Below are 24,580 nucleotides of genomic sequence, written 5' to 3'. Positions count from 1 at the left end.
TCAGGTACGCGCCGCCGCGCATCGCGCGGCCCGGTTCCACGGTTCTACATCAGCAATTGCCGCGACAGCACCTCGCGCGCCTGCGTGACGGTTTCGCGTTCGCCCGGCATCGGCGGCGTCAGCGAAAACACCGCGTCGGGCAGCGGCGGCAGACGGTATTTCGCGCCGAGCCGCATCATGCCCTCGCCGATCGCCGACGCGCACAGACAGCCCACACCGAGCCCCGCCGCCAGCATCGACTGCAGCCCCGCGACCCCCGACGCGCTGTGCACGAGCCGGTACGGCGTATGCCGCTCGTCGAGCGCGCGCACCGCGACCTGATGCATCATGCAGTCGTCCGGCAGCAGCACGAGCGGCAACGGCTCGGGCAGTTGCTCGGCGAGTGCGGGCGACGCGACCCACGACAGCGGCTCGCGCCGCAGCACCCAGCGCGTATCGGCCGACGCCGGCCGGAACGGCCCGCTCGACAGGTTCATCACCACGCCGAGATCGACCTGCCCCCGCGCATGCGCCGCCTCGATGTCCGCGCTCTTCATCGCGCTGACGTGCAGGCTCAGTTGCGGGTAGCACTCCCGCAGCCTGGCGAGCAGGCCCGCGACTTCGTTCGTCCGGTAGTAATCGGTGATCGCGACGCGCAGCTCGCCCTTGATCGCCTGCCCGCGCACTTCGTCGAACGCGGCCTCGTTCAGCGCGACGATGCGCCGCGCGTGCTGCAGCAGCCGCGAGCCGGCCGGGGTCGGCTCGACGCCGCGCTTGCTGCGCACGAACAGCGGCACGCCGGCGCGCGATTCGAGCTTGCGCACCTGCTCGCTGACCGTCGACTGCGACAGGTGCAGCAGCGGCGCGGCGGCCGTCAGGCTGCCGGCATCCGCGACCGCCGCGAAAGTACGCAACTGATCCAGGTCGAAACCGCGCATCGCCCTTCTCCATCCATCGAATAACCCGATGGATGCTACCACCAATTCCCGCTTTTCCGATTCATTGCCACCACCCAGAATGGGGGTCAATCGCCCGCCCCCGGCCGAACCGGCGCCCCCGGCACCGCGTCCGGCCTGGATACGGCCCTCGTTTCTTCGGACTGGTTTCCATGACCCACGACACCCTTGCCCCCTGCGGCCCGGCCGGCACGGCCGCCGCGGCGACACCGCGCAGCCACCACGGCTGGGCGCTGGTGGTCCTGCTGGTTGGCGCGATTTTGCCGCCGCTCGACTACTTCATTGTGAATCTGGCGCTACCGGCCATCCGCGACGGCATCGGCGCACGCCCGGCCGAGCTGCAACTGGTCGTGTCGGCGTACGCGTGCGCGAACGCCGTCGTGCAGATCACCGGCGGCCGGCTCGGCGACCTGTACGGCCGCAAGCGCATGTTCATGATCGGGATGGCCGGCTTCGTCGTCGCGTCGACGCTGTGCGGGCTCGCCGGCAGCGGCGCGGTGCTGGTCGGCGGCCGCGTGCTGCAGGGCCTGTTCGCCGCGATCCTCGCGCCGCAGGTGCTCGCGACGATCCGCAGCGTGTTCAGCCCGCAGGAGCAGGTGCGCGTGATGGGCTTCTACGGTTTCGTGTTCGGCCTCGCGGCCGTGATCGGCCAGCTCGGCGGCGGTGCGCTGATCAGCCTGCATCCGTTCGGGCTCGGCTGGCGCGCGATCTTCCTCGTCAATCTGCCGATCGGCATCCTGGCGCTGATCGGCAGCTGGCGCTTCATCCCGGAAAGCCGGCCGCCGCGCGGCCGGCGCATCGACGTGCCCGGCATGGCCCTGCTGTCGCTGTTCCTGCTGATGCTCGTCTACCCGCTCACGCACGGGCGCGAGGCCGGCTGGCCGCTGTGGATGGTCGCGTGCCTCGTCGGCGCGCTGCCGATGCTCGGCGCGCTGCTGGCGGTCGAGGCGCGCCGTCTCGCGGGCGGCCACGATCCGCTGCTCGACGTGCGCCTGTTCCGGAACCCGGTCGTCGCACTCGGGCTCGTGCTGGCGTTCCTGTTCTATACGCTGAGCGCGTTCTTCCTGAGCTACGGGATCTATCTGCAGGGCTGCCTGAACTGGTCGCCGCTCGCATCGGGGCTCGCGATCCTGCCGCTCGGGCTCGGCTTCCTGTCGAGCCCGCTGCTGATGCCGCGGCTCGTCGGCCGGTTCGGCGGCTATCGCGTGCTCACGCTCGGTTTCGCGATGCTCGCGGCCGGCGTCGCGACGGCCGCCGCGCTTGCCGGTGCGGCCGCGCCGGGCCCCGGCTTCTACGTGGGGATCGCGGCGATCGGTGTCGGCCAGGGCCTCGTGCTGCCGTCGGTCGTGCGGATCGTGCTCGCGGAAGTCGATACCGCCCGCGCGGGCGTGGCATCCGGCATGGTCACCGCGATGCTGCAGATCGGCGCGGCCGTCGGCGCGGCGACGCTCGGCGGCGTGTTCTTCGCCCGGCTCGGCACGCATCCGGCCGCGCTCGATTATGTGCAGGGCTTCAGAACGTCGATGTTCGCGCTGACGGCCGTGCTGCTCGCGTGCATCGCGCTGTCGGCCATGCTCGGGCCGCTGCATCGGCGGCTGCATGCGGGCGCGTGACGCGGGATCGGCGCCCACTGCCGGCGCGGCTCGAGACGCGCGGCAAATGCGCACCGCTCGCCGGCATCGGGCTTGTCGTCATGGCTTGTGCTGCGCGTGCCGCGCTTCCCACTCCGCCAGTTCGACGCGATAGCGCGCCAGTGCTTCGTCGTACAGGTCGAAAACGCACGACGAACAACCGCTGTTGCAGCAGTCTTCCAGCTCGGGTTGTACGGGCGGGGTCGGACGCGGATCGTCGATGGACGGATCGGTGGGGGCAGGCGTGGGCACGGCGACAATCGAATGGCGGAAAAGCTCGAGTATAAGTGGATGCCGCCCGGCCTGTCGGCGGTGACACCCGGCACGCGCCGCGTCACATCCCCAGGATCGTCACCTGGTCGTGGCGAAGCCGAACGTCGCGTGTCCACGCGTCGACTTCCGCGATCACGCCGGCCAGCGCGGCGCAGCTTGCGTCGAGACGCGCGACGAAAGCCTGCCGCGATCCGCTGAAAATGAAACCGAGCCGGTCGAGCGCGTCGGTGCGCTGCGCGGCGTTGCCGAGCCTCCTGCCCGTGTCGGCCAGTTCGGCGACGATCGCAAGCCAGTCGGCCATGCCGACGGCGTTGAACGTGTAATGGTCGTAGTCGGGAATCTGCCGCGCGATTGCCGCCTCGAGCAGCCCGAACACTTCCTCGTCGAAGAACAGCGACCCGGCATTCCAGCAGGTGCGCGCATACGGCCCGCCCATGAGTTCGACGTACGCGGTGCCGTCGAGCGCCGCACGATCCTTGATGACGCGGATATCGTCCATGTGTGTCGTCGTGATCGCGAAACAACGCCCCATGCGTCGCCGCGCGTTCATCCATAATGGCGCGATTGTCGACGAAGCGCGCGGTGCTGTCGACGGCGCGCCTCCGTTGCGCGGCCGCTCGCCGCAAGCCGTGCAGCCGCCGCCTCACAGGAGCCGCGTGATGGCCGAAGCAGTGAATCCGCCGGAAGTCTGGGCGCCGTTCGGCGCGTTCTCGATGGCCGTGATCGAGGGCGACGGCCGGATCGTGCATCTGAAGGGGCAAGTGGCGCTCGACCGCGACGGCCAGGTGGTCGGCCACGGCGACATGCGCATGCAGCTACGGCAGACGCTCGACAACATTCGCGCCGTGCTCGCCGCGATGGGCGGGCAGATGCAGGACGTGATTTCGCTCGTCCACTACGCGACCGACATCGATGCCTTCATGCAGGCCGGCGACATCCGCAACACGTATTTCGCCGCGCCCTATCCGGTGACGACGACCGTCCAGGTCGAACGTCTCTACCATCCCGACCTGCTGATCGAGATCACCGCCGTCGCCGAAATTCCGCTCGCGCGTTTTCGCCGGCCCGCACCACGCGCGTGAAGCGCGGCTGTCTCGCGCCGGATGACGCGCCGGCCGTCGCATTGCCGACCGGCGCGCTCGCCACCCGCGTGCCTACTTCGCCTGCGCGCCCGGCTTCACGGCGCCCGCGGCCGCCTTGTCGACCAACGGTTGCCACGCGGCGCCGAGCGAATACCAGTCGACGCGGCGCGTGAGCGTCATGATGCCGGCGAGGATCGCGAACAGCAGCAGCGAACCGAGCATCAGCGCGTTGTCTTCCGACAGCAGCAGCCCGTAGAGCGCCGCATACAGCACCGCGAGCAGCGCCGAGAACACCGCGCCGCGCTTCACGCTGTGCAGCACGAACGACAGGTAGAAGCCGAGCAGCCCGATGCATGCGCCGCTCGCCGCGAGATACGCATACGCGAACGCGATGTGTTCGGAGAGGCTCAGCAGCAGCAGGAAGAACAACGCGAGCGACAGGCCGACCAGCGTGTACTGGATCGGGTGAATGCGCAGCCGCTTCACGAGCTCGTACATGAAGAAGCTCGCGAACGTGAGCATCACGAACAGCGCGCCGTACTTCGTTGCGCGTTCGGCCTGCAGATAGACGTTCACGGGTTCGATCATCGACACCGACGCCGTTTCGATCGCGCTGTCCCCGTTGCCGGTCGCGATCTGCTCGCGCGCCTTCGTGTTGAACGACGTCACGCGCCAGTTGCCGGTGAAGCCGCGCGCATCGACCGTGCGGTTGTTCGGCAGGAACGCGCCGTCGAAACTCGGATGCGGCCACGTCGACTTCAGCGAGAAATCGTTCTGATCGCCCACCGGCGCGAACGCGACGGACTCCGCGCCCCGCAGCGGCAGGTCGATGCTGAACGGCACGACCGCCCCCGCGCCTGCTTCGGCCAGCGCCGCGAGGTCGACGTTCGCGTGCACACCCTGGCGCAGGCTGTCCAGCCGCGTACCCTGCTCCACGTCGAAACGCGCGCCGCCGATGCGCAGGTCGGGTTGCGCGGTCAGCCCGCGAATGTCGCCGATGCCGATCGCGACATAGGCGTTGTCGACCTTGAAGCTCACGTGGCCGTCCGCCTGCGGCAGCTTCTTCAGGTCCGGCAACGCCAGCGTGCCGGTCAGCCGGCTCGTCAGTTCGTACACCAGCGCCTTGTGGATACCTCGATAGCGGACGCTGGTCGTCAGCGTGCCGTCGACGTTCAGCGTCTTCGGAAACACGAGCAGGCGCTTCGTCTCGCTTCTCAGGCTCGTCTTCGTCGCGCCGCCGGCGGGCGTCTCGTCGCGCACGCGCGTGACTTCCGTGTAAGGCACGACGAGCACCGGCCCCGACACCGTCTGCGGCCCCGCATAGCTCGACCAGATGCTCTGCAGCGCATCCATGCGATACGCGGAGCGTTCGTGCACGATGCTTTGCACCATCTGCAGCGGGATCAGGATCAGCAGCGCAAGCAACGCGGTGATCGCGAATTTGAACAACAGGACTCGATTCATGGCCGACAGGTACCGGAGTAAAAGGTACCGCCAGCATGCGCCGGCCCGGTGAAGGGCGATTGAAGCCGGTGTGAAGCGAATGTGGGCCGAATGTGGGGCGAACGTGAAGCGCGGTCAGGCCGACGACGGCAGCGTGAGCGTCGCGCACGCGCCGCCTTCGTCGCGGTTCGCGAGCGCGACCTGGCCGCGGTGCAGCATCGCGACTTCGCGGACGAAACACAGCCCGAGGCCCGTGCTGCGATCCTGCCCGTCGGGGCGCGGCAGCGAATAGAAGCGCTCGAACACGCGCGCCAGTGCGTAGTCGGGCACGCCGGGGCCGTCATCGGCGACGCGCACGATCGCGACGTGCGCCCTGCCCGCCGGCTGCCGTTCGAGCGCGATGCGGATCGTGCTGCCCCGCGGCGCGAAATCCAGCGCGTTGTCGAGCAGGTTGCCGAGCGCCTGGCGCAGCAGGAACGGATCGCCTTCGACGACCGCCGGGTCGGTCGCGTCGTTCGCGTCGATCGCCAGGTTCACGCCGCGCTGCCGCGCGCGCGGCTCGATATCGTCGACGAGCTGTTCGAGCACCGGCCGCAGCGCCACCGGTTCGCGCACCGACAGCCGCTGCTTCTGTTCGACTTCGGCGAGCGCGAGCAGCTTGCGGATCATCTGTTCGAGGCGGCCGGCCTGGCGGCGGATGTTCTCGGTGAAGCGCCGGCGGTTCGCAACCGGCATGTCTTCCTGCAGCAGTTCGGCTGCGCCGCTGATCGCCGCCAGCGGGCTTTTCATCTCGTGCGTGAGCGTGTGGATGTAGGTCTCGACGTACTGCCGGTCCTCGAGCCGCTGATGCATGCTTTCCACCGCGCGCCCGAGCTCGGCCAGCTCGCTCGCGCCCTGCAGCGGCATCTCGGCCCGCTCGCCCGCCGCAATCGCGCGCGCATAGCGCTGCAGGCGACGCAGCCCGATCACCAGCCACCAGGTGCACGCGACGCCGATCAGGATCGCGCCGCCCATCAGCAGCGCGCCGTACAGCATGATCTTGCGCTGGCTGCGCGCGATGAACGGCGCGACCGTCTGGTTCGGCTTCGCGATCGTCAGCACGCCGATGATCTCGTTGCCGCGCCGGATCGGTGCCGCCACGTGCATCACGGTGCTGCTGTCGTCGTTCGGATCGCTGCGCGTGCTGCGCGCGCCGTATTCGCCGCGCAGCGTCCGGTAGACGTCGTTCCAGCGCGAATAGTCCTGCCCGAGCGCGCGGCCGGTCGAGTCGTAGCGCACGATGCCGTGCGCGTCGGTGATGTAGAGGCGGTAGCCGATCACGTTCTTCTGCACGCCCCACACGTTCGCGCTGACCGGGCGTTCGTGAAGTTGCGCGAGCTGCCGCGCGAAAGCGCCGTCGGCGATATGGCCGCTGGCCATGTCGTCGGCGGCCAGCGTCGCGAGCACTTGCGCGGTATCGACGAGGGTGTCCTCCATCGCTTCGCGCACGCCGGGCTTCACCTCCTGCACGAACACGCGCAGCGTGATCAGCGCGGCCAGCCCGACGATCAGGAAAAAGCCGAAGAAGATACGCAGGCCGATATGCATGGGCGGTGCCGGTCGTTACGGTTGCAGCGAATAACCCATCCCGCGATGGGTGCGGATCGGGTCGCGCTCGGGGTCGATCGCGCGCAGCTTGGCGCGCAGCGTCTTGATGTGCGTGTCGACCGTGCGGTCGGCCGAATCGAAGGCCTCGTGCCACACGAGATCCATCAGCTGCTCGCGCGAATAGATGCGCCCGGGATGCCGGACCAGCAGCGCCAGCAGCCCGAATTCGTAGCGCGTGAGATCCAGTGCGTGGCCGAGCCACGACACGCGCGCGCCATCGGTATCGACCGTGAAGCCCGGCGCGGTCGTCGCGGCGGGTGCCGGCGCGGGCGCGGGTATCGATTCGGGGGCGGCCGCCCGGTGGAAACGCCGCAGGATCACGCGCACCCGGGCCGCCAGCTCGCGTGGCGAAAACGGCTTGACCACGTAATCGTCGGCACCGATCTCGAGCCCGACGATCCGGTCGATTTCGTCGTGCCGCGCCGTGAGGAAGATCACCGGCACGTCGGAGAACGTGCGCAGCCGCCGGCATACCTCGAAGCCGCTGAGGTCCGGCAGGCCGACGTCGAGCACGACGAGGTCGAAGCGCGCATCGCGCAGGCGGTCGAGCGCCGCCTGCCCGAGGGTGCAGTGGACGGTCTGCATGCCGTCGGTGCCGAGGGCGTAGACGATCGTGTCCGCGATCGCCACTTCATCTTCGACGATCAGGATATGGGGCTGATGCATGGTCTCGGGCTGGGCTCGCGTATGTCCGGTGCGCCATTGTACGCACGGCCGGCCGCCGCGCGAGCCCGAGCCCGAGCCCGTGCCCGCCGGACTACGCGACGCGGCCGGTCACCGGAATCGACGCGCCGGTGATCGCCTGCGCGTCGGCCGACAGCAGGAACCCGATCGTCGCCGCGATCTGTTCCGGCCGCACCCAGCGCGTGAAATCCGCGTCCGGCATGTCCGCGCGGTTCGGCGGCGTATCGATGATGCTCGGCAGGATCGCGTTCACCGTCACGCCACGGTCGAGCAGTTCGGCCGCCAGCGCCTCGGTGAGCCGCGCGACGCCGGCCTTCGCGGCCGCATAGGCGCCCATTCCCGCGCCGGCCTTGAACGCCGCGCCCGCGCCGATGTTGACGATGCGCCCGGCCGGGCTCGCCAGCAGGTGCGGCAGCGCGGCCTTCGATGCGTTCAGCGCGGTCTTCACGTTCAGTGCGTACATGCGGTCCCACGTCGCGGCGTCGCCGTCGGCGATCGTCTGCCACACGAACGCGCCCGCGATGTTCAGCAGCGCGTCGACCCGGCCGAATTCGCGCTGCACGGTATCGAGCGCCCGCGCGGCGGCCTGCGGATCGACCAGATCGATGCCGCCGATGCGCAGCGCGTCGGCCGGCACGCCGGGCAGTGCCTCTGCCGCCGGGGCCGCGCCGCGGCCGATCAGCGCGACGCGTGCGCCGCGCGCGCCGAGCCACGCGGCCGTCGCGATGCCCAGATGGCCGAATCCGCCGGTGATCGCGACTGCCTTGCCTTTGAAATCGTGTTCCATCGATGTTTTCTCCTGGATCGAGGGTTGCTTGATGATGCGTATTGCATGGGTCATGCCGGCCGCGGCACGCATGCGCGGCCGGCAATTCGACACAGCGTAGCGCGTTCACGCATCCGTGCGCACGGCGACGAGGCTGCGGCGGCGCAGTTCCTCCGTCGTTTCGCCCTGGTTGTCCGGGCGCCAGCCCGGCGGCAGCAGCACGAAGCGGATCGCCGTCCACACGTCGCGGGCCGTCGCGACGTCGCGGGCGAGGCTCGCCCAGTGTTCGAGTTCGACGACGAACGGATTGCGCGAACGGGTCGGCGTGACGAGGCCGAAACGGCACGGCTCGTCGGCGCGCTCGGCGACATAGGTGCCGAACAGCCGGTCGAACACGATCAGCACGCCGCCATAGTTCGCATCGAGATAGTCGAGGTTCGACGCATGGTGCACGCGGTGCGCGGCTGCGCATCGACCGCGACTACCGCCATGACCGCCGCGCCGGCGGCCCGCACGCAGGCCAGCGGTCGGCGCCGGCCTGCACGGCGTGTCCGAAGCGAAGCACGACACGGTGGCGTCCGATACGGATCGACTCGCGCGCTCGATCGCGAAACAGCTCGCCACGCAGAATGCGGCGAACGCGTGGCTGCCGACGGTGTCGGCGAGCTGACGCACCGCACGCCGCGTGCGCGGCCTGCGCGGCCCGGCGGGCGCGCACGCAGACGGCCGGGCATAATGCGCGAGGCCGCTGCTGCGGCACGCGCCGCGACCGTGCCGGGCCACCCGACGGCCGGCGCCATTTCCCACCCTGAACGAATTCCGAACCTCAACCCGTCAATGCCATGCAAGTACTCGTCGTAGGAACCGGCAAGCTGGCCAGCGAACTGCTCGGCGCGCACCGGCTCGACCCCGCAACCTGTCGCGTGATCGCGTGGTCGGACAGCACGCACAACGATGCGCAGCGTAGCGACGCCCGGCATGTCGACGCCCGCTCGATCGTCGTGCATGCCGGTTCCGGCCGCGAACTCCCTGACGTCATCGCGTTCTGCGAGGCCACCGCGTCGCCGCTCGTCGAGCTGTCCACCGGCTCCGTGCTCGAAACCGGCGCGTACGCTTTCCCGGTCGTGCTGTGTCCGAACACGAACATCCTGATGCTCAAGTTCATGAGCATGCTGGAAACCAGCGGTCACCTGTTTCACGACTGCCGGATCAGCCTGACGGAGTCGCACCAGGCCGGCAAGACGTCCGTCCCGGGCACGGCCGTCGGGATCGGCCAGTCGCTCGGCGTGCCGCCGGAAGACATCCGCTCCGTGCGCGACCCGGACGTGCAGCGCAGCGAATTCGCCGTCGCCGACGATCAGCTCGGCCGCCACGCGATTCACCGGATACGCATCGACGACGGTGCGTGCAGCCTGCAGTTCGAATCGCGCGTGGTGGGCGATACGCCCTACGCGGATGGCGTATCGCGCATCGTCGATGCCGTCCGGCAGCACGATCTCGAGCACCGCCGCTATTCGATCGTCGAGTTCATCCGCGACGGCTGGCTATAGTCGCGGCGGTACGCGGCGGGAGGCATGCGCGCGTCTCGCACGTCATTTCCACAATGCAAACAGGTTCGTCGCAAAATACCGTGGATGTCGCCGATCGCTTCGCCGGCGACATCCGGGCCACACATCCCGCCGCCCGGCAGCCGCGACGCGCAACCGTCGTTTCGCATCGGCCGGCAAGTTGTCGGCGGAGGTCCATTCGCCGAGACGGAGCGCAAACCGCTGCCGACGCCGGCGCGTGAATCGCCGCAGTCGACATCCCCCGAAAGGAGAGCACCCAATGACCCGCCCCGATTTCATCAAGCACTGGACCGAGCTCGAAGAACCGGAAGCGCATTGCTATCGCGGCGACACCGAGCCGATGGCGCTGGACGCACCGCTTTCCGCCGAACTCGGCGTCACCCGTATCGGCATTCATCACGTGAGGCTCCTGCCGGGTCGGCGGACGTCATATCCGCATGCCGAAAGCACCGAGCAGGAGTTTGTGTACGTGCTCGAGGGCAAGCCCGATGTCTGGATCGACGGCGTGCTGCACCCCGTTGCCGAGGGTGATTCCGTCGCGTTTCCGGCGGGCACCGGCATCTGTCACACCTTCATCAACAACACGAAGGACGAGGTCAGGCTGATGGTGATCGGCGAACGCCCGCGCGACGACAACCGCATCCGCTACCCGAAGAACGAGGCGTACGAGCTTACCCGCGCGGACCGCTGGGTGGACTGGCCCGCCAGGCCGCTCGGGGACCATGACGGCATGCCGGACTGACGCTCGCGAAGATGCCCCCGACGGAACATGCCGAGCCTGCTGCGTGAACGCGCGGCAGGCCGCCGGAGCCGCCCCGTTGCGCGGCGCGTTACCCGGCCAGCCGTCACTCGCCGCCCAGCACCGCCCCGCTCTCGGGCAACGTCGCACCGCCGTCGACGACGATCGTCTGCCCCGTGATGTACGCGGCATCGGCCGACGCGAGAAACAGCATCGCGTTCGCGACATCTTCCGGCTCGCCCATCCGCGCAAGCGGAATGTCGCGCGCGATCTGCGCGGCGACCGACGCATCGCCAAGATTGCCTGCCGCCGGCGTGCGGATCATTCCCGGTTCGACACCATTCACCGTCACGTTGTGGCGTGCGAGCTCCAGCGCCGCCGCGCGAATGAAGCCGTTCACACCGGCCTTCGACGCCGCGTAATGCGCGAGCCCCGGATATACGACGCGCGGCCCCGTCACCGACGACGTGACGAGCAGCCGCCCCGCCCCCGCGCGCCCGAAGGCCGGCAACGCGGCCTGTGCGAGCCAGAACAGCGCCGACAGGTTGACCGACAACGTCCGGTCGAGCGTCGGCTCGTCGATCTGCGTGAACGGCGTCAGCGGAAAATACGCGGCATTGTGGACGACGACATCGAGCCGGCCGCCATCGCGCTCGACTGCCGCGACCAGCGCGCCCAGTTCGTCGCGGCTGGCCGCGTCCACCCGATAGGCGCGCGCCTCGCCTCCCGCGCTCGCGAGCGCGTCGGCCTGCGCGGCGGCGGCCTCGCCGTTCAGGTCGGCGAGCGCGACGAACGCGTCGGATTCCGCGAAACGGCGCGCGATCGCCGCGCCGATCCCCTGCGCGGCGCCCGTGACGAGCACGACGCGCCCGCTGAAATCCGCCCGCAGGCGGCCGCTGCCCGGCACGGCATTCATCGCTGCGCCCCGCCGTCGAGCGGATGCACGGTGTCGTTCAGCACCTGCGCATGCGCGCCGATCGGGAAGTTCGACAGCGTGCCGAAATCGCCGCCCTGGTAGCCGAAGATCTTGCCGTCTGTCTTGCGCTGCGCGAGGTCGATCAGCACGACGCCGAGCGTCGGCACCACCTTTTCGCGCCACACGAACAGATACAGCTCCTCTGCAATCCTGAAGTAATGGCAGCGGTCGACATCGGCCAGCCCGCCTTCGACACCCTGCAGGCACTGCCACGCGTAGAAGTTCTCGTTCAGGTAGATGTGCTCGTAGCATTCGGTCGGGCTGTAGCGGTACATCGTCCGCTTGCCGATCAGCTCGCGCGTGGGCCCGTGCAGCGGCCCCGGCCGCGTATGGCCGGCGAGCGTGCCGTGCCGGAAACCGGCCTCGACGCCCGTCAGCGGCAGCCCGCGCGCAACCCGCGTGAATGCGTCGATACGCGTGTCGGCTTCGGTCGGCAGCGTGCCGACAACCGACGTCCATACACCGTTGTCGAGATCGATCACGAGACTGACCGACGTCGCGCGGGCGGCCGAATCGATGTAGTCGACGAAGTACAGCCCGTTGCGCAACCGCGTCACGCGGCACGGCTCGCGGCCGCCCGTGTCGGTCGCCACGTCGCGCCACTGCAGCGCGCCCGGCTCGAACATGTAGACCCGCCATGCCCCCGATGCGTCGCCGAGCGTCAGCGTATGCCCAGTGAGCGCATCGGAGGATGCGAGGATGTTCGCTTCCGGCGCGAAGCCGTCCGCGAGCGCGCCAACCTGAATGAATACCGGATCCTGTTGTTCCACCTGCCGTCTCCCGCGCAGCTTCAGGCCCGGCGGGCCGTGTACGCTGCTCATGTGCACATGGTGCGGGCTGCGCGCGATGCGCGGTATCGGCCAAAAGGATGAAGGGCGCGCGGCGCCGGAACGCGCTAAAGTGCACGAAATCCGCGCCGCGACCGGCGCGAGGAGCGCACATGCACCGCGTCACCCACTACCGACGGACCGGCGAAGGCATCGAGGCAATCAGCCTCGAATCCGACCGCGCGTTTCCGCGCCACGCGCACGACGAATTCGGGGTCGGCGTGATCGTCAGCGGCGCGCACCGGTCGTGGAGCGGCCGCGGGCAGGTCGACGCCCTGGCCGGCGACGCGATCATGGTCAACCCGGGCGAGATGCACGACGGTTCGCCGATCGAGGCCGGCACGGGCCGGCGCTGGCGGATGCTGTATCTCGCGCCCGCGCTGGTCGCGGGCATCGCGGCGGAAGAAGGCCTCGGCGGCATCGAACTGGCGCATCCGGCGGTGCGCGACGCGCGGCTCACGGCCGCCGTCGGCCGGCTGCATGCGCGCATCGTCGCGGGGGAATCCCGGCCGCTTGCCCGCGACGAGGCACTCGTGATGCTCGTCGCCGGGCTGCTCGCCCGGCACGCGAACCGCACGCTGCCGACGGCGGGCGTTGCACCGGCGATCCGCATCGCGCGGGAGCGGCTCGACGCGGCACCGGCCGCCCCCGTTTCGCTCGCCGAGCTGGCCGGCCTGAGCGGCGTGAGCCGCTTCCAGCTGCTGCGCGGGTTTGCCCGTGAACTCGGCATCACACCGCACGCCTACCTGATCCAGTCGCGTGCGCGGCTGGCACGCGCGCTGCTCGCCAGCGGCCTGCCGATCGCCGATGCCGCGGCCGAAGCCGGCTTTGCCGATCAGAGCCACCTGACGCGTGCGTTCGCACGCCAGTTCGGGATCACGCCTGGGAGGTTTACGCAGGCCGGTTGATGCCCTGCGTCCCCGCGCAACGCGATCGGTCGCAAGGCGATCGAAGGCGGGCCCCCACGTCGACGACGGCTGGCGCGGCTTGGGCTTGGGCTTGGGCTTGGGCTTGGGCTTGGGCTTCGACTTCGACTTCGACTTCGACTTCGACAGCAGTCTGCGCGAACGCACGCGCGCAACGCCCCACGCACGGCCCTCGACACTCCCGCGCCCGCTGCAATTTCGTTCAAGACGCGCGACTCCGCCATACGCGACGATGCGGCGCATGAAGACACGACTGATCGGCTATCTCTATCTCGCCGCCGCAATGGCGGGCGTCGGCAGCACCGTCATCGCGAGCCGTCTCGCGGCAGGCGGCCTGCCGCCGTTCACGGCCACCGCGCTGCGCTTCCTGATCGCGACACCGCTGCTGCTCGCGCTGATGCGCGCGCAGCGAATGCGCTGGCCACGCATTTCCACCCGCGACGCCGTGTTGCTCGTCATCCAGGCTGCGGCGGGCGGCGTCGGTTATACGGTGCTGCTGATCAGCGGCACAAAGCTGTCGTCGCCGCTCGACGCTGGCGTGATGCTCGGCACGCTGCCCGCGATGTCGACGCTGATCGCGGCCGTCGTGCTGCGCGAGCGGCAGACGCCGCGCGACTGGGCGGCCGCCGCGCTCGCCACGGCCGGCGTGCTGTTCGTCACGTTCGCCCCCGGCCACGCGCTGCCGTCGCTCCGGACGCTTGCCGGCGATGCACTGGTGCTGGCCGCCGTCGCATGCGAAGCCGTATTCATCCTGCTCAACCGGCGCCTTGCCGCGCCGCTGCCGCCGCTCGCGCTGTCCACCGCGATGTCGGGCCTCGGCTTCGTGCTCGCGCTCGTGCCGGCTGTATTCGAATGGCACGCGGTCGCAGACGGCTGGACTGTCGGCGCCGTGTCGGCAATCGCCTACTACGCGCTGGTGCCGACCGTGCTCGGCTACCTGTGCTGGTACGCGGGTTCGGCGCGCACCAGCGGAACCGAGGCCGCGCTGTTCACGGCGGTCGCGCCGGTCTCGGCCGTGCTGTTCGCGGTCGCGCTGTTCGGTGAAACGTTGAACGTCACGCGGGTCGCCGGCATCGCGCTCGTCGTCGCGGGCATGCTCGTCGGCGCGACGCGGCGGCGCGAGCGGCTCGCCGACACGCACGATGCCCGGCCAGCCAGCCCCGCGCGCGCGCCCGCTCAAACCGCCGCCGACTGACTGCGGTCATCGCGGGATTGCGGCAACGGCGGCCACTTCCTCCCGTCACATCGTCGTGGCCCGCGCCCCCGGCCACTGTAGGAATGTGTCCGCGTGCCGCAAATCGATTGCGCACCACCCCGCAAGATGCAATATTCGCGTGGCCGGCCCCTTTGACAACCATCGAACAACAATCCGACACGCAATGAACAGGAAGGAAGCCAAAACAAGAATCGCGGTGCTGCTCTCCGCGGGAACGAGGAAGGCCGACGCACTGGCCGAACTGTCCGGACAGGGGCTCAAGGATCGCGTGCTCGCGCGCCTGATCGCATCGCGCCCCGACCCCGAGCGCTGCCGCAAGAACAAGGTGCACGTCCGGATCCTGGTCGCGCTCGGTATCGCCCAGTTGGCGATCAGCCTCGTGCTCGCGTATTACTTCTTCGCAAGCGGCGCCGGCACCGGCCTCGTGGCCGTGTTCCTGACGTTGACCGTGCCGCTGTCGCTGCTGTTCATCTGGGGCTTCGCGACCCATCGCGTCGGCGCCTATCACGCGTTCATCCTGCTGTCGCTGCTGCAGTTGCCGAAGACCATCGCCGAGCTCGGACGCGATCCGTCGACCGCGCTGCCGAGTCTCGTGATCACCGCGTTGCTGGTGGGCTACGTCTGGTACGTGCGCAACCGGATGTTCCCCGACTACGGCTGGTTCACGCCGCGCAAGGTCGAAGGCCGCTACGCGTTCGTCGAACACGCGTGACGCCGCCGGCGTCGCCGACGTCGGCACGGGCCGAAAAAAAGCGCCGGGCCGCCCCGCAATCGCGGGACGGCCCGGCGCTTTCTGCATTCCGAAACCGGCCGGCTTACTTGGCCTTTTCAGCCGTATCGCTGATCGCCTGGCCACCCTTCGAAATATCCTGGCCCACACCGGCGACCGTGTTGCAACCGGCGAGCGCGGCGGTCACCACCAGCAGCATTGCAGCAATCGTACGCGTCATTCTCATTCTCCTTCGAATCAACAAGCCCGACGGGCGAATCGTATGCGGCGCGGTGCCCGGCAAGACGCCGGGCACGGGGCCTGACCTGATTATACGGAGACGGCCGCGACGCGCCACTACGAACCCGCCGCATGTCACATGGGCCACACAGCCGGTTCGCGCAGATTTTCCTTGACTTCAACGCGCCAGGAACTAATATACGCACCGCGTATATTTTCCGCCAGGAGCCGCCGATGACCGTTCCCCAGCAAGCCTTCCTCCGCGACGCGATGCGCCGCCTCAACATGACCCGCGAAGCGTTCGCCAATCGCATCGGCGTCAGCCGGCGCGCGCTGGACACCTGGCTGTTGCCCGACGATTCGCAGGAATCGCGCGGGATGCCCGAGATCGTCGAGCGCTTCGTGTCGGAAATCGTCGAGCGCTCGGCACCGGAAGGCGGCAGCTATACGCAAAGCGTAGATAACCAAGGGCTCGCCAAGCAGTTCTTTTTCGAAGGCAAGCCGCAGCTGCTGTCGGTCGACCAGTTCTCGCGGGAATCGGTCGAGGCGCTGTTTCGCGTGGCCGACGTGATGCAGCCGATCGCACGCCGCCACAAGATTTCGCGCGTCCTGGAAGGCGCCGTGCTCGGCAACCTGTTCTTCGAAGCCAGCACGCGTACGCGCGTGTCGTTCGGCGCCGCCTTCTGCCGGCTCGGCGGCTCGGTGTGCGACACGACGGGTTTCACGTTCTCGTCGATGGCCAAGGGTGAATCGATCTACGACACGAGCCGCGTGATGGCCGGCTACGTCGATGCACTCGTGATCCGCCACCCGGAGAAAGGCTCGGTGGCCGAGTTCGCGCGCGCGACCAACCTGCCCGTGATCAACGGCGGCGACGGCCCCGGCGAGCACCCGAGCCAGGCGCTGCTCGATCTCTATACGATCCAGCGCGAGTTCTCGCGGCTCGGCAAGATCGTCGACGGCGCGCACATCGCGCTGGTCGGCGACCTCAAGTACGGCCGCACCGTGCACTCGCTCGTCAAGCTGCTTGCGCTGTACCGCGGGCTGAAGTTCACGCTCGTGTCGCCGCCGACGCTCGAGATGCCGGCCTACATCGTCGACCAGATCGCGACGAACGGCCACGTGATCGAGCAGACGACCGACCTCGCGGCCGGGCTGCGCGGCGCGGACGTCGTCTACGCGACGCGAATCCAGAAGGAGCGCTTCACCGACGAGTCGTTCGAAGGCTACACGCCGGATTTCCAGATCAACCAGGCGCTCGTCGATACGGTGTGCAAGCCCGACACGCTGATCATGCACCCGCTGCCGCGCGACAGCCGGCCCGGCGCGAACGACCTGTCGGTCGACCTGAACCGCGACCCGCGCCTCGCGATCTTCCGCCAGACCGACAACGGCATTCCGGTGCGGATGGCGATCTTCGCGGTGCTGCTCGGCGTCGAGAACCTCGTCCAGCATTCGATGCGCGACGCGACGTGGCGCCCGCCGGCATACCTCGGGCCGGAGGACGCGGTGTTTCACGGCGTCGATTGAACCGCATCCGGGATCTCGCGCCCGCCTGCCGTCGTTTCAGGTCGGCGGCGCGCTCGCCTGAAGCAGAACGCGCCGCATCGCACGGCGCGTTTTTCAATTGCGGGGCAGCCTGCGCGGCCGGCAGCCGTGGGCTCGTTAGCGCGCCCACGGGTCGATTACGCGAATTCCCATTGCCTCGAACGGCGTGACATCGCGCGTGGCGACGATCAGGCCGTTCGCTTCGGCCGTGCCGGCGATAAAACCATCGGATGGTGCAATTGCGACACCTGCGGCACGAGCGCGTGCGCGAAGGCTCGCATACGCTTTGCTCGCAGCATCGTCGAATGGCAGGATTCGTCCGCGAAACAATGGCAGCACGCGCTGCTCGATGCTCTGATGCAGCCACTCTCGCCGGCGTCCTTCCGGCAATACAGCCACGCCCAATCGTATTTCCGCGAGACTGATCGCAGCCAGAAACAAGGTTTCGACATTCTGGGCATCGAGCCACTCGATCACGGCCGCGTTCGGCTCGCGTCGTAGCGGTTCGGAAATGACATTCGTATCAACAAGGATCATTCGAAGCTCATCGGATCGGCAGGCGTCTTGTCGCGCTGGGCGTCGAAATCGAATCCGCCGGCCTCCTGCCCGATTGCCGCCAGCATCGTTCCCAGCTTGAGCCGCCCGCCCGGAAGAACGGCCTGTTCGAGAATGTCGCGCACCTCGGCTTCGGTGCTGCGCCCATGTTGGGCCGCGCGAATGCGAAGTGCTCGATGCACTTCATCGGACAGATTTCGGACGGTGATCACCGGCATGGTGCGCCTCATCAAGATTGCTTTCAATGCAGTCATATTAGCATTTTGCTGTCATACCAAGTGAATCGCGCCACTGCGACTCTAACCGGCCCGACAAGCCCTTTCTATCTGGTCATTCGGCCAATCTCCCCCCTCAACGCCCCTGTCACATTCGTCAACAATTACCCAATAAACGAGAACAAGAACGCTTCTCATTCGCGATGAAATTACATAGAATGCCGCCTGAAAACAAATCGTAATAATTCCCGGCGGCGTGCACATTTCCGCAGCGCACCGCCCCGGGGCCACACCGCGAGGTCGAAGCGCACCATGAAGTCACGTCCCGACGAGCTGAAGCTCGGCAAATTCACCACCCTGTGCAGCGTGCTCGCCGCCAGCCCGGCATTCGCGGCGGACGGCACGCCGCCGCCCGCCCCGGCCGGCACCGAAGGCCATCTCGCGCCGATCGAGGTGCAGGGCAAGGCCGAGCACAGCTACAAGGCCGATTTCTCGGCTTCCGTGAAATTCACCGCGCCGCTCGTCGACACGCCGAAATCCGTCACCGTGATCCCGCAGGAGCTGATCCAGAACAGCGGCGCGTCGACGCTGACGGAAGCGCTGCGCACCGTGCCCGGCATCACGTTCGGCGCCGGCGAAGGCGGCAACCCGCTCGGCGACCGTCCGTTCATCCGCGGCTACGACACGCAGGGCAGCATGTTCGTCGACGGCATGCGCGACACGGGCGCCACGACGCGCGAGATCTTCAATACCGAGCGCATCGAGATCACCAAGGGTTCCGACGGCGCATACGGCGGCCGCGGCGGCGCGGGCGGCAGCATCAACCTGATCACGAAGGCCCCGCACCTCGGCACCACCGCCGCCGCGAGCGCGGGCCTCGGCACCGACCGCTATCGCCGCTTCACGGCCGACGGCAACTGGCAGTTCGCCGATCACGCCGCGTTCCGCCTGAACCTGATGAGCCACAACAACGACGTCGCCGGCCGCGACGCCGTCAACAACGAGCGCTGGGGCGTCGCGCCGTCGATCGCGTTCGGCCTCGGCACGCCGACGCGCGTTACCGCGAGCTACTACCACCTGTCGACCGACGACATGCCCGACGGCGGCATCCCGTATTTCTATACGGCGTCGAACAAACCGGCAAACGTCGGCACGATCTATCCGGCCCCCGTCGACCGCCACAACTTCTACGGGCTGATCGACCGCGACTTCCGCAAGACCACGTCGGACATCAGCACGATCAAGATCGAGCACGACATCACGTCGGCGCTGACGATCCGCAACACCACGCGTTACACGGAATCGACGCAGGACTACATCTGGACCCAGCCGGACGACAGCCAGGGCAACGTGGTGAACGGCAAGGTCTGGCGCCGCAACAACAACCGCGACAGCTCGATCAACAGCCTGGCGAACCTGACCGAGCTGTTCGGCGAGTTCCGCACCGGTCCGTTCAAGCACAGCTTCACGACCGGCATCGAGCTGACGCGCGAATGGGGCAAGCGCGATTCATACAAGGTCGCGACCGACACCGGCAAGGTCTGCCAGAACGGCATCGGCGCCGCATCGGGCTACAACTGCACGAGCCTATGGTCGCCGAACCCGAACGATCCGTGGGCCGGTTCGATCACGCGCAACAACGACTACGCGCATGCACGCACCACGACGAAGTCGATCTACGGCTTCGACACGATCGAGATCACGCCGCGCTGGCAGGTCAACGCCGGCGTGCGCGTCGACGACTACTCGACCCGCTTCACCGACACCAAGGCCAACGGCGGCAAAACCTATACGCGCGACGACACGCTCGTGAACTGGCAGGCCGGCCTCGTGTTCAAGCCCGCGCAGAACGGCAGCATCTACGCGTCGTACGCGACGTCGTCGACGCCGGCCGGCATGCTGCTCGGCGAAGGCAGCGAGACGCAATCGCTCACGCCGGGCCGCGGCGGCGTCGGCCCGAACGCCGACCAGATGGCGCCCGAGAAGAACCGCGGCATCGAGCTCGGCACCAAGTGGAACGTGCTGAACGACAAGCTGTCACTCACCGCCGCGCTGTTCCAGATCGATACGACGAACGCGCGCGTGACGCTGCCGAACAACCAGTACGCGATGGTCGGCAACAAGCGCGTGCAGGGCCTCGAGCTCGGCGTCGCCGGCCAGATCACGAAACAGTGGCAGGTGTTCGGCGGCTACACGTACATGAAGAGCGCGCTGCGCGACAACGGCAAGGACGCGGCGAACAACGGCAACCGCTTCCCGAACACGCCGAAGCACAGCCTCACGATGTGGTCGAACTACGACGTGACGCCGAAGTTCACGGTCGGCGGCGGCGCGTTCTACATGTCGGAAGTGTTCGGCGATCCCGCGAACCTGCGAGCGGTGCCGTCGTACTGGCGCTTCGATGCAATGGCGCAGTACCGGATCAACAAGAAGCTCGACCTGCAGCTGAACGTGAACAACCTGTTCAACCGCACCTACTTCGACCAGGCGTACCCGGCACACTACGCGTCGATCGCCCCGGGCCGCTCGGCGTTCGTCACGCTGAACGCGCGCTACTGATCGATGGAGGCCGTGTCGCTGAAGGCGCTCGCGTCGGTATCGCCGCGCGAGTTCGCCGACATCCTGGCCGGGCCGCCCGAGCGCGCCGCCGCGTGGGTCGCGGCGGCGGCCGACAACGGCATCGTCGATGCGCAGGCCGTCTACGGGCAGTATCTGCTCGACGGGCATGGCGTCGCGCGCGACCCGGCGGCCGCGTTCAACTGGTTCCGGCACGCGGCGCGGGCCGGCCACGCGATGGCGATGAACATGCTCGGCCGCTGTTACGAGTTCGGCTGGGGCACGGCCGCGTGCGCGCCGGTCGCGGTGTACTGGTACCGGCTCGCCGCTCAGGCGGGGCTCGACTGGGGCATGTACAACTACGCGACGGCGCTCGCGCTCGGCAACGGCGTCGACGAGAACCGCGCCGACGCACTCGACTGGTTCCGCCGCGCGGCCGCGCTCGGCCATGCGAAATCGATCAACCTGATCGGCGGCTTCTACGAGGACGGCTGGGTCGTACCGGCCGACCCCGACGCCGCGTTCGACCACTATCGCCGCGCCGCCGTCGCCGGCGACTTCCGCGGCCAGTTCAACTATGCGCGGCTGCTTGCCGAGCGCGGGCGCATCGACGAGGCGCTCGGCTGGCTCGCGCACGTGCCGACCACCGCTACCCCCGCGTTCGTCGCGAAGATGCGCGCGTATCTCGCGTCGTCGCCGATCGACGCATTTCGTGCGGCGGCAATGCAACTGGCGCCGCACGTCATGGAATCCGCAACATGATGCTTCATATCCCCGGCGTGTTGACCAAGGCGCAGGTCGCGCAATGCCGCGACCACCTCGACGCGGCCGAATGGGTCGACGGGAACGCGACGTCCGGCACACAGTCGGCGCTCGCGAAACGCAACCGGCAATTGCCGGAAGGCTCGCCTGCCGCGCGTGCGGTGGGCGACGCGATCCAGGACGCGCTCGCGCGCCACCCGCTGTTCTTTTCGGCAGCGCTGCCGCTCAAGGTGTTTCCGCCGCTGTTCAATCGCTACGAAGGCGGCGAGACGTTCGGCACGCACGTCGACAACGCGATCCGGCTGCTGCGCGGCACGGATTTCCGCGTGCGCAGCGACCTGTCGGCGACACTGTTTCTCGAGGAACCCGATGCGTACGACGGCGGCGAGCTGTGTGTCGAGGATACGTACGGCACCCATCGCGCGAAGCTGCCGGCAGGCGATCTCGTGCTGTATCCCGCGTCGAGCCTGCATCATGTGACGCCCGTCACGCGAGGCGAGCGCGTCGCGTCGTTCTTCTGGATCCAGAGCATGGTGCGCGACGACGGCGACCGCACGCTGCTGTTCCAGCTCGATACGCAGATTCAGGCGCTGTCCGCCGAGAAAGGCGCGAAGGACCCGATGGTCATTGCGTTGACGGGGATTTATCACAACCTGTTGAGGAAGTGGGCGGATGCGTAACGCGAACGGGTAATGCTGCCCCCCGGCGCTTGCGCTGCGTCAGACTCCATGACTAAAATGACCATCGTCAAATGACCATGCTCATATCATGATGCCGCACGCTCCCGTATCGAAATCCGAATTCAAGGCTCGCGCACTCGAGTACTTCCGGCTCGTCGAGGCGTCGGGCGAAAGCCTGATCGTCACCGATCACGGCAAGCCGACGCTCGAGATCCGGCCGTATCACGCACGCGAAGCTCAGCCGTTGGACATATTGCGCGGCTCGGTCATGCGCTATGACAATCCTCTCGATCCGATTGCGGAAGATGATTGGGAGGCGTCGCGGTGATCGTGCTGGATACACATGCATTGGTATGGTGGGTGGCGGGCGACCCGTCGCTCAGCAAGAAGGCGAGAAGCGCGATCGATCGCGCCCGCAGCGAAGGCGCGCTCGCCGCGTCCGCGATCTCCGCGTGGGAGATTGCGATGCTGGTGCGCAACGACCGCCTCGCACTGACGATGGATGTCGAAGCATGGCTCGCCACCGTCGCGCAAATCGACGGGATGCGCTTCGTGCCCGTCGACGCCGACATCGCCGCGAAATCCACCAACCTCCCCGGCACGTTCCACAAGGATCCGGCCGATCGCATGATCGTCGCGACCGCTCGACGGCTCGGCGCGCCGCTCGTCACGCGCGACGAAAAAATCCGCGCTTACGCGCACGTCAAGACGCTCTGGTGAGCGTCGCCTGCCCGCGGGCCGAACCGCCGCGCATCCTCCGCCGGACTCCGGCATATTGGCGAATCGTCTGACAAAAACGACCTCGGCCGGCCAGCCTCGGCGCCGGCTCATGGCCCGCAACCGTCATCGCGCCATTCCGTCCGCTATCGTGATATCGCTCTCCGATCCCGCTGTCCGGTCGATCGCCCTGCTGGAGTCGCACGAAGGGTTTGTCGATCTCGCCGGTTTTCATGACCGCATCGCCGTCGATCCCGGCCGCGACGACACCGCACACCCGAGCCGGCATTTCCTGAAAGTGCGCCACGGTGTGGCGCAACGGCTGATCGCCGCCGCGCATGCGCTGCCCGACGGCCTGCGCCTGTACGTCAAGGAAGGCTATCGTCCGCTGGCGCTGCAGCGCCACTATTTCACCCGGCATCTCGCGCACCTGCGCCGGACGCTGAACCCGCTGCCGGACGAAGACACATTGGTCGCGCTGACGAGCCACTACGTCGCGCCGCCGGAAGTCGCCGCCCATCCGACGGGCGCGGCCGTCGACCTGACACTGATCTCGACGGATGGCGTCGAGCTCGACATGGGCTGCGTGCTCGACGCAACCGACCAGGAATCGTCCGGCGCGTGCTATACGCACAACCCGTTCATCAGCCGGGCCGCCGCCCGCCACCGCCAGGTGCTGATCGCCGCGCTGACGGGCGCCGGCTTCACCAATTACCCGTCGGAATGGTGGCATTGGTCATTCGGCGACCGCTATTGGGCCGTCATGCACAACCAGTCGCACGCAATTTACGGTCCCGTCGAGGAAAGCATGCTCGACGAAGCCGCGCGCTGACGTTCTTTCCGACGAAACGAACCCGCCCCGGTAACATCCTCACTTGTCGATCCCTGCCCGCTCCCGCACAATCGCAGCACCTGCATCACTCTCCCCCGCGCCGATGTCCTATGCGTCACTCGCCACCGGCGTCCTCCTCGCCGGCGGCCTCGGTCAACGCTTCGACCCGAGCGGCCTGCACAGCAAGCTGCTCGCGCTGCTTCCCGACGGCACGCCGGTTGCGGTCGCGGCCGCCCGCCGTCTCGCGGCGGCCACGGCCGACGTGATCGCCGTCGTGCGTCCCGGTGCCGAAAAACTCGCGATGCTGCTGAACGAAGCCGGCTGCCATGTCGTCTACGCGCCCGACGCGGTGCGCGGCATGGGCGCGAGCCTCGCGGCCGGCGTACGCGCGACGCCCGACGCGAACGGCTGGCTCGTCGCGCTCGGCGACATGCCGTGGATCGCGGCGTCCACCTACGAAAGCGTCACACGCGCACTCGACGCCGACGACGCGTCGATCGTCGCACCCGCGCATCGCGGCGCGCGCGGCCATCCGGTCGGTTTCGCCGCGCACCACTTCGATGCGCTCGCCGCCCTCGACGGCGACACCGGCGCCCGCGCGCTGTTCGCCAGTGCACCGGTCAGGCTGCTCGACGTCGACGATCCGGGCATCGTGCGCGACGTCGATACGCCCGCGGATTTGCGCTGACGCCGATCCCGCCCCGCACGCGGAGCGGCGCATGGCCCGCTCCGGCGCAGCAGGTGTCGGCACGAAAACCGCGCCCGCGCGGATTGCCCCGACGAAAGGCGCCCCACCGCGACAATCCCGCTGCAAATGCACGGCCGATTGCCTATAACGGAGACGAGGCGCCCCCGCCGCGCCACCGCCGTCACGCACTGCGCGAGTTCTCCATGACCGATCACACGACCCCGACGCCCGAGCCACCTGCCGACCCGAACCGCGACCCGGAAGACGACCCGCTGTCGTCGCCGCCCGGCCATCACGACAACCCGCAGCAACCGGACGGACCGCCGAGCAAGGATCCGGTCTAGCCGCCCGGCGGCCGCGCCGGG

The 24,580-nt window shown here is 68.3% G+C and carries 29 protein-coding genes and 1 pseudogene; 17 read left to right on the top strand and 13 right to left on the bottom strand.

Going from position 1 to position 24,580, the window contains the following annotated elements:
* Window positions 1-44: 44 nt before the first annotated feature.
* Window positions 45-917 (bottom strand): LysR family transcriptional regulator, encoded by an 873-nt coding sequence (locus APZ15_RS28940; protein ID WP_027789476.1) that lies wholly within the window; start codon window positions 915-917, stop codon window positions 45-47.
* Window positions 918-1,087: 170 nt separating this feature from the next.
* Between APZ15_RS28940 and APZ15_RS28935 the strand changes: the two genes are divergently transcribed.
* Window positions 1,088-2,548 carry an MFS transporter gene (locus APZ15_RS28935; RefSeq protein ID WP_027789477.1) on the top strand — a complete coding sequence of 487 codons (1,461 nt, stop codon included), beginning with the start codon at window positions 1,088-1,090 and terminating at the stop codon, window positions 2,546-2,548.
* Window positions 2,549-2,626: 78 nt separating this feature from the next.
* Here APZ15_RS28935 and APZ15_RS28930 read toward each other — a convergent pair whose 3' ends face one another.
* Both APZ15_RS28930 and APZ15_RS28925 read right to left on the bottom strand, forming a co-directional pair.
* Window positions 2,627-2,818, bottom strand: coding sequence for an oxidoreductase-like domain-containing protein (locus APZ15_RS28930; protein WP_034195963.1), 192 nt, complete (start codon window positions 2,816-2,818; stop codon window positions 2,627-2,629).
* An 82-nt stretch (window positions 2,819-2,900) separates the two neighbouring features.
* The gene (locus tag APZ15_RS28925; protein WP_027789478.1) at window positions 2,901-3,338 is read right to left on the bottom strand and encodes a hypothetical protein; all 438 of its coding nucleotides are present in this window, start codon (window positions 3,336-3,338) and stop codon (window positions 2,901-2,903) included.
* A 160-nt stretch (window positions 3,339-3,498) separates the two neighbouring features.
* Between APZ15_RS28925 and APZ15_RS28920 the strand changes: the two genes are divergently transcribed.
* Window positions 3,499-3,921 (top strand): RidA family protein, encoded by a 423-nt coding sequence (locus APZ15_RS28920; RefSeq protein ID WP_027789479.1) that lies wholly within the window; start codon window positions 3,499-3,501, stop codon window positions 3,919-3,921.
* Between the two features lie 72 nt (window positions 3,922-3,993).
* On the opposite strand, the gene creD is transcribed toward APZ15_RS28920, so the two are convergent.
* The 5 genes and pseudogenes from creD to APZ15_RS28895 all read right to left on the bottom strand — a co-directional run.
* A complete protein-coding gene (gene creD, locus APZ15_RS28915) occupies window positions 3,994-5,385 on the bottom strand; it encodes a cell envelope integrity protein CreD (RefSeq protein WP_027789480.1) in 1,392 nt (463 codons plus the stop codon).
* Window positions 5,386-5,499: 114 nt separating this feature from the next.
* Window positions 5,500-6,951 (bottom strand): two-component system sensor histidine kinase CreC, encoded by a 1,452-nt coding sequence (creC, locus tag APZ15_RS28910; RefSeq protein ID WP_027789481.1) that lies wholly within the window; start codon window positions 6,949-6,951, stop codon window positions 5,500-5,502.
* Window positions 6,952-6,966: 15 nt separating this feature from the next.
* The gene (gene creB, locus APZ15_RS28905; RefSeq protein ID WP_027789482.1) at window positions 6,967-7,677 is read right to left on the bottom strand and encodes a two-component system response regulator CreB; all 711 of its coding nucleotides are present in this window, start codon (window positions 7,675-7,677) and stop codon (window positions 6,967-6,969) included.
* Window positions 7,678-7,768: 91 nt separating this feature from the next.
* Window positions 7,769-8,482: an SDR family NAD(P)-dependent oxidoreductase gene (locus APZ15_RS28900; protein ID WP_027789483.1), complete on the bottom strand. Its 714-nt coding sequence runs from the start codon at window positions 8,480-8,482 to the stop codon at window positions 7,769-7,771.
* A 105-nt stretch (window positions 8,483-8,587) separates the two neighbouring features.
* A pseudogene (locus APZ15_RS28895) lies at window positions 8,588-8,926 on the bottom strand (sterol desaturase family protein); the annotation flags it as partial.
* 82 nt (window positions 8,927-9,008) lie between these two features.
* Here APZ15_RS28895 and APZ15_RS42545 point away from each other — a divergent pair.
* The 3 genes from APZ15_RS42545 to APZ15_RS28885 all read left to right on the top strand — a co-directional run bounded on the left by APZ15_RS42545 (window position 9,009) and on the right by APZ15_RS28885 (window position 10,771).
* Window positions 9,009-9,131, top strand: a complete 123-nt coding sequence (locus APZ15_RS42545; protein ID WP_255221843.1) for a hypothetical protein — start codon at window positions 9,009-9,011, stop codon at window positions 9,129-9,131.
* A 172-nt stretch (window positions 9,132-9,303) separates the two neighbouring features.
* Entirely contained in the window at window positions 9,304-10,011 is a 708-nt protein-coding gene (locus APZ15_RS28890; RefSeq protein ID WP_027789485.1) for a hypothetical protein, read from the top strand.
* Window positions 10,012-10,288: 277 nt separating this feature from the next.
* Complete coding sequence (locus APZ15_RS28885) at window positions 10,289-10,771, top strand: cupin domain-containing protein (RefSeq protein WP_027789486.1); 483 nt, start codon at window positions 10,289-10,291, stop codon at window positions 10,769-10,771.
* Window positions 10,772-10,874: 103 nt separating this feature from the next.
* Here APZ15_RS28885 and APZ15_RS28880 read toward each other — a convergent pair whose 3' ends face one another.
* Together APZ15_RS28880 and APZ15_RS28875 are read right to left on the bottom strand one after the other, a co-directional pair.
* Window positions 10,875-11,684: an SDR family oxidoreductase gene (locus tag APZ15_RS28880; protein WP_027789487.1), complete on the bottom strand. Its 810-nt coding sequence runs from the start codon at window positions 11,682-11,684 to the stop codon at window positions 10,875-10,877.
* Entirely contained in the window at window positions 11,681-12,514 is an 834-nt protein-coding gene (locus APZ15_RS28875; RefSeq protein WP_027789488.1) for a molybdenum cofactor biosynthesis F family protein, read from the bottom strand. The genes APZ15_RS28880 and APZ15_RS28875 overlap by 4 nt, the downstream gene beginning before the upstream one ends.
* 170 nt (window positions 12,515-12,684) lie before the next feature.
* Here APZ15_RS28875 and APZ15_RS28870 point away from each other — a divergent pair, with 170 nt between their 5' ends.
* From APZ15_RS28870 to APZ15_RS28860, 3 genes are all read left to right on the top strand, one after another.
* Complete coding sequence (locus tag APZ15_RS28870) at window positions 12,685-13,479, top strand: AraC family transcriptional regulator (RefSeq protein WP_027789489.1); 795 nt, start codon at window positions 12,685-12,687, stop codon at window positions 13,477-13,479.
* Window positions 13,480-13,738: 259 nt separating this feature from the next.
* Window positions 13,739-14,692, top strand: a complete 954-nt coding sequence (locus APZ15_RS28865; RefSeq protein ID WP_027789490.1) for a DMT family transporter — start codon at window positions 13,739-13,741, stop codon at window positions 14,690-14,692.
* A 184-nt stretch (window positions 14,693-14,876) separates the two neighbouring features.
* Window positions 14,877-15,425: a hypothetical protein gene (locus APZ15_RS28860; protein WP_027789491.1), complete on the top strand. Its 549-nt coding sequence runs from the start codon at window positions 14,877-14,879 to the stop codon at window positions 15,423-15,425.
* 103 nt (window positions 15,426-15,528) lie between these two features.
* Here APZ15_RS28860 and APZ15_RS28855 read toward each other — a convergent pair whose 3' ends face one another.
* Window positions 15,529-15,663 (bottom strand): entericidin A/B family lipoprotein, encoded by a 135-nt coding sequence (locus APZ15_RS28855; protein WP_021158165.1) that lies wholly within the window; start codon window positions 15,661-15,663, stop codon window positions 15,529-15,531.
* 233 nt (window positions 15,664-15,896) lie between these two features.
* Here APZ15_RS28855 and APZ15_RS28850 point away from each other — a divergent pair, with 233 nt between their 5' ends.
* A complete protein-coding gene (locus APZ15_RS28850) occupies window positions 15,897-17,192 on the top strand; it encodes an aspartate carbamoyltransferase (protein ID WP_027789492.1) in 1,296 nt (431 codons plus the stop codon).
* A gap of 135 nt (window positions 17,193-17,327) precedes the next feature.
* Here APZ15_RS28850 and APZ15_RS40000 read toward each other — a convergent pair whose 3' ends face one another.
* Together APZ15_RS40000 and APZ15_RS28840 are read right to left on the bottom strand one after the other, a co-directional pair.
* Window positions 17,328-17,747, bottom strand: a complete 420-nt coding sequence (locus tag APZ15_RS40000; protein WP_021158162.1) for a type II toxin-antitoxin system VapC family toxin — start codon at window positions 17,745-17,747, stop codon at window positions 17,328-17,330.
* Window positions 17,744-17,983, bottom strand: a complete 240-nt coding sequence (locus APZ15_RS28840; RefSeq protein ID WP_021158161.1) for a FitA-like ribbon-helix-helix domain-containing protein — start codon at window positions 17,981-17,983, stop codon at window positions 17,744-17,746. The genes APZ15_RS40000 and APZ15_RS28840 overlap by 4 nt, the downstream gene beginning before the upstream one ends.
* Before the next feature lie 309 nt (window positions 17,984-18,292).
* Here APZ15_RS28840 and APZ15_RS28835 point away from each other — a divergent pair, with 309 nt between their 5' ends.
* From APZ15_RS28835 to APZ15_RS41890, 8 genes are all read left to right on the top strand, one after another.
* Entirely contained in the window at window positions 18,293-20,539 is a 2,247-nt protein-coding gene (locus APZ15_RS28835) for a TonB-dependent receptor (protein ID WP_027789494.1), read from the top strand.
* 3 nt (window positions 20,540-20,542) lie between these two features.
* Window positions 20,543-21,298: a tetratricopeptide repeat protein gene (locus APZ15_RS28830; protein ID WP_027789495.1), complete on the top strand. Its 756-nt coding sequence runs from the start codon at window positions 20,543-20,545 to the stop codon at window positions 21,296-21,298.
* Complete coding sequence (locus APZ15_RS28825; protein ID WP_027789496.1) at window positions 21,295-21,978, top strand: Fe2+-dependent dioxygenase; 684 nt, start codon at window positions 21,295-21,297, stop codon at window positions 21,976-21,978. The genes APZ15_RS28830 and APZ15_RS28825 overlap by 4 nt, the downstream gene beginning before the upstream one ends.
* 88 nt (window positions 21,979-22,066) lie before the next feature.
* Entirely contained in the window at window positions 22,067-22,306 is a 240-nt protein-coding gene (locus APZ15_RS28820; RefSeq protein ID WP_011659184.1) for a type II toxin-antitoxin system Phd/YefM family antitoxin, read from the top strand.
* A complete protein-coding gene (locus APZ15_RS28815) occupies window positions 22,303-22,698 on the top strand; it encodes a type II toxin-antitoxin system VapC family toxin (protein WP_027789497.1) in 396 nt (131 codons plus the stop codon). The genes APZ15_RS28820 and APZ15_RS28815 overlap by 4 nt, the downstream gene beginning before the upstream one ends.
* A gap of 109 nt (window positions 22,699-22,807) precedes the next feature.
* Window positions 22,808-23,527 (top strand): M15 family metallopeptidase, encoded by a 720-nt coding sequence (locus APZ15_RS28810; RefSeq protein WP_034195964.1) that lies wholly within the window; start codon window positions 22,808-22,810, stop codon window positions 23,525-23,527.
* A 103-nt stretch (window positions 23,528-23,630) separates the two neighbouring features.
* Window positions 23,631-24,215, top strand: a complete 585-nt coding sequence (locus tag APZ15_RS28805) for a nucleotidyltransferase family protein (RefSeq protein ID WP_021158154.1) — start codon at window positions 23,631-23,633, stop codon at window positions 24,213-24,215.
* Window positions 24,216-24,418: 203 nt separating this feature from the next.
* Window positions 24,419-24,559 carry a hypothetical protein gene (locus APZ15_RS41890; protein WP_021158153.1) on the top strand — a complete coding sequence of 47 codons (141 nt, stop codon included), beginning with the start codon at window positions 24,419-24,421 and terminating at the stop codon, window positions 24,557-24,559.
* Window positions 24,560-24,580: the final 21 nt, after the last annotated feature.

It is taken from the genome of Burkholderia cepacia ATCC 25416, from assembly GCF_001411495.1.
In the GTDB taxonomy this organism is placed as follows: Bacteria; Pseudomonadota; Gammaproteobacteria; order Burkholderiales; family Burkholderiaceae; genus Burkholderia; species Burkholderia cepacia.
The sequence above is the reverse complement of the archived record's forward strand: the minus strand, read 5'-3'. Positions and strand labels throughout refer to the sequence as shown.

Coding starts and splice junctions, on each gene's coding strand:
- APZ15_RS28820 (WP_011659184.1), top strand. CDS start 22,067: ATGATGCCGCACGCTCCCGTATCGAAATCCGAATTCAAGGCTCGCGCA.
- APZ15_RS28900 (WP_027789483.1), bottom strand. CDS start 8,482: ATGGAACACGATTTCAAAGGCAAGGCAGTCGCGATCACCGGCGGATTC.
- APZ15_RS28865 (WP_027789490.1), top strand. CDS start 13,739: ATGAAGACACGACTGATCGGCTATCTCTATCTCGCCGCCGCAATGGCG.
- APZ15_RS28925 (WP_027789478.1), bottom strand. CDS start 3,338: ATGGACGATATCCGCGTCATCAAGGATCGTGCGGCGCTCGACGGCACC.
- APZ15_RS28890 (WP_027789485.1), top strand. CDS start 9,304: ATGCAAGTACTCGTCGTAGGAACCGGCAAGCTGGCCAGCGAACTGCTC.
- APZ15_RS28850 (WP_027789492.1), top strand. CDS start 15,897: ATGACCGTTCCCCAGCAAGCCTTCCTCCGCGACGCGATGCGCCGCCTC.
- APZ15_RS28860 (WP_027789491.1), top strand. CDS start 14,877: ATGAACAGGAAGGAAGCCAAAACAAGAATCGCGGTGCTGCTCTCCGCG.
- APZ15_RS28840 (WP_021158161.1), bottom strand. CDS start 17,983: ATGCCGGTGATCACCGTCCGAAATCTGTCCGATGAAGTGCATCGAGCA.
- APZ15_RS28810 (WP_034195964.1), top strand. CDS start 22,808: ATGGCCCGCAACCGTCATCGCGCCATTCCGTCCGCTATCGTGATATCG.
- APZ15_RS28855 (WP_021158165.1), bottom strand. CDS start 15,663: ATGACGCGTACGATTGCTGCAATGCTGCTGGTGGTGACCGCCGCGCTC.
- APZ15_RS28835 (WP_027789494.1), top strand. CDS start 18,293: ATGAAGTCACGTCCCGACGAGCTGAAGCTCGGCAAATTCACCACCCTG.
- APZ15_RS28935 (WP_027789477.1), top strand. CDS start 1,088: ATGACCCACGACACCCTTGCCCCCTGCGGCCCGGCCGGCACGGCCGCC.
- APZ15_RS28805 (WP_021158154.1), top strand. CDS start 23,631: ATGTCCTATGCGTCACTCGCCACCGGCGTCCTCCTCGCCGGCGGCCTC.
- APZ15_RS28825 (WP_027789496.1), top strand. CDS start 21,295: ATGATGCTTCATATCCCCGGCGTGTTGACCAAGGCGCAGGTCGCGCAA.
- APZ15_RS28940 (WP_027789476.1), bottom strand. CDS start 917: ATGCGCGGTTTCGACCTGGATCAGTTGCGTACTTTCGCGGCGGTCGCG.
- creB (WP_027789482.1), bottom strand. CDS start 7,677: ATGCATCAGCCCCATATCCTGATCGTCGAAGATGAAGTGGCGATCGCG.
- creC (WP_027789481.1), bottom strand. CDS start 6,951: ATGCATATCGGCCTGCGTATCTTCTTCGGCTTTTTCCTGATCGTCGGG.
- creD (WP_027789480.1), bottom strand. CDS start 5,385: ATGAATCGAGTCCTGTTGTTCAAATTCGCGATCACCGCGTTGCTTGCG.
- APZ15_RS28830 (WP_027789495.1), top strand. CDS start 20,543: ATGGAGGCCGTGTCGCTGAAGGCGCTCGCGTCGGTATCGCCGCGCGAG.
- APZ15_RS41890 (WP_021158153.1), top strand. CDS start 24,419: ATGACCGATCACACGACCCCGACGCCCGAGCCACCTGCCGACCCGAAC.
- APZ15_RS40000 (WP_021158162.1), bottom strand. CDS start 17,747: ATGATCCTTGTTGATACGAATGTCATTTCCGAACCGCTACGACGCGAG.
- APZ15_RS28920 (WP_027789479.1), top strand. CDS start 3,499: ATGGCCGAAGCAGTGAATCCGCCGGAAGTCTGGGCGCCGTTCGGCGCG.
- APZ15_RS28885 (WP_027789486.1), top strand. CDS start 10,289: ATGACCCGCCCCGATTTCATCAAGCACTGGACCGAGCTCGAAGAACCG.
- APZ15_RS28880 (WP_027789487.1), bottom strand. CDS start 11,684: ATGAATGCCGTGCCGGGCAGCGGCCGCCTGCGGGCGGATTTCAGCGGG.
- APZ15_RS28870 (WP_027789489.1), top strand. CDS start 12,685: ATGCACCGCGTCACCCACTACCGACGGACCGGCGAAGGCATCGAGGCA.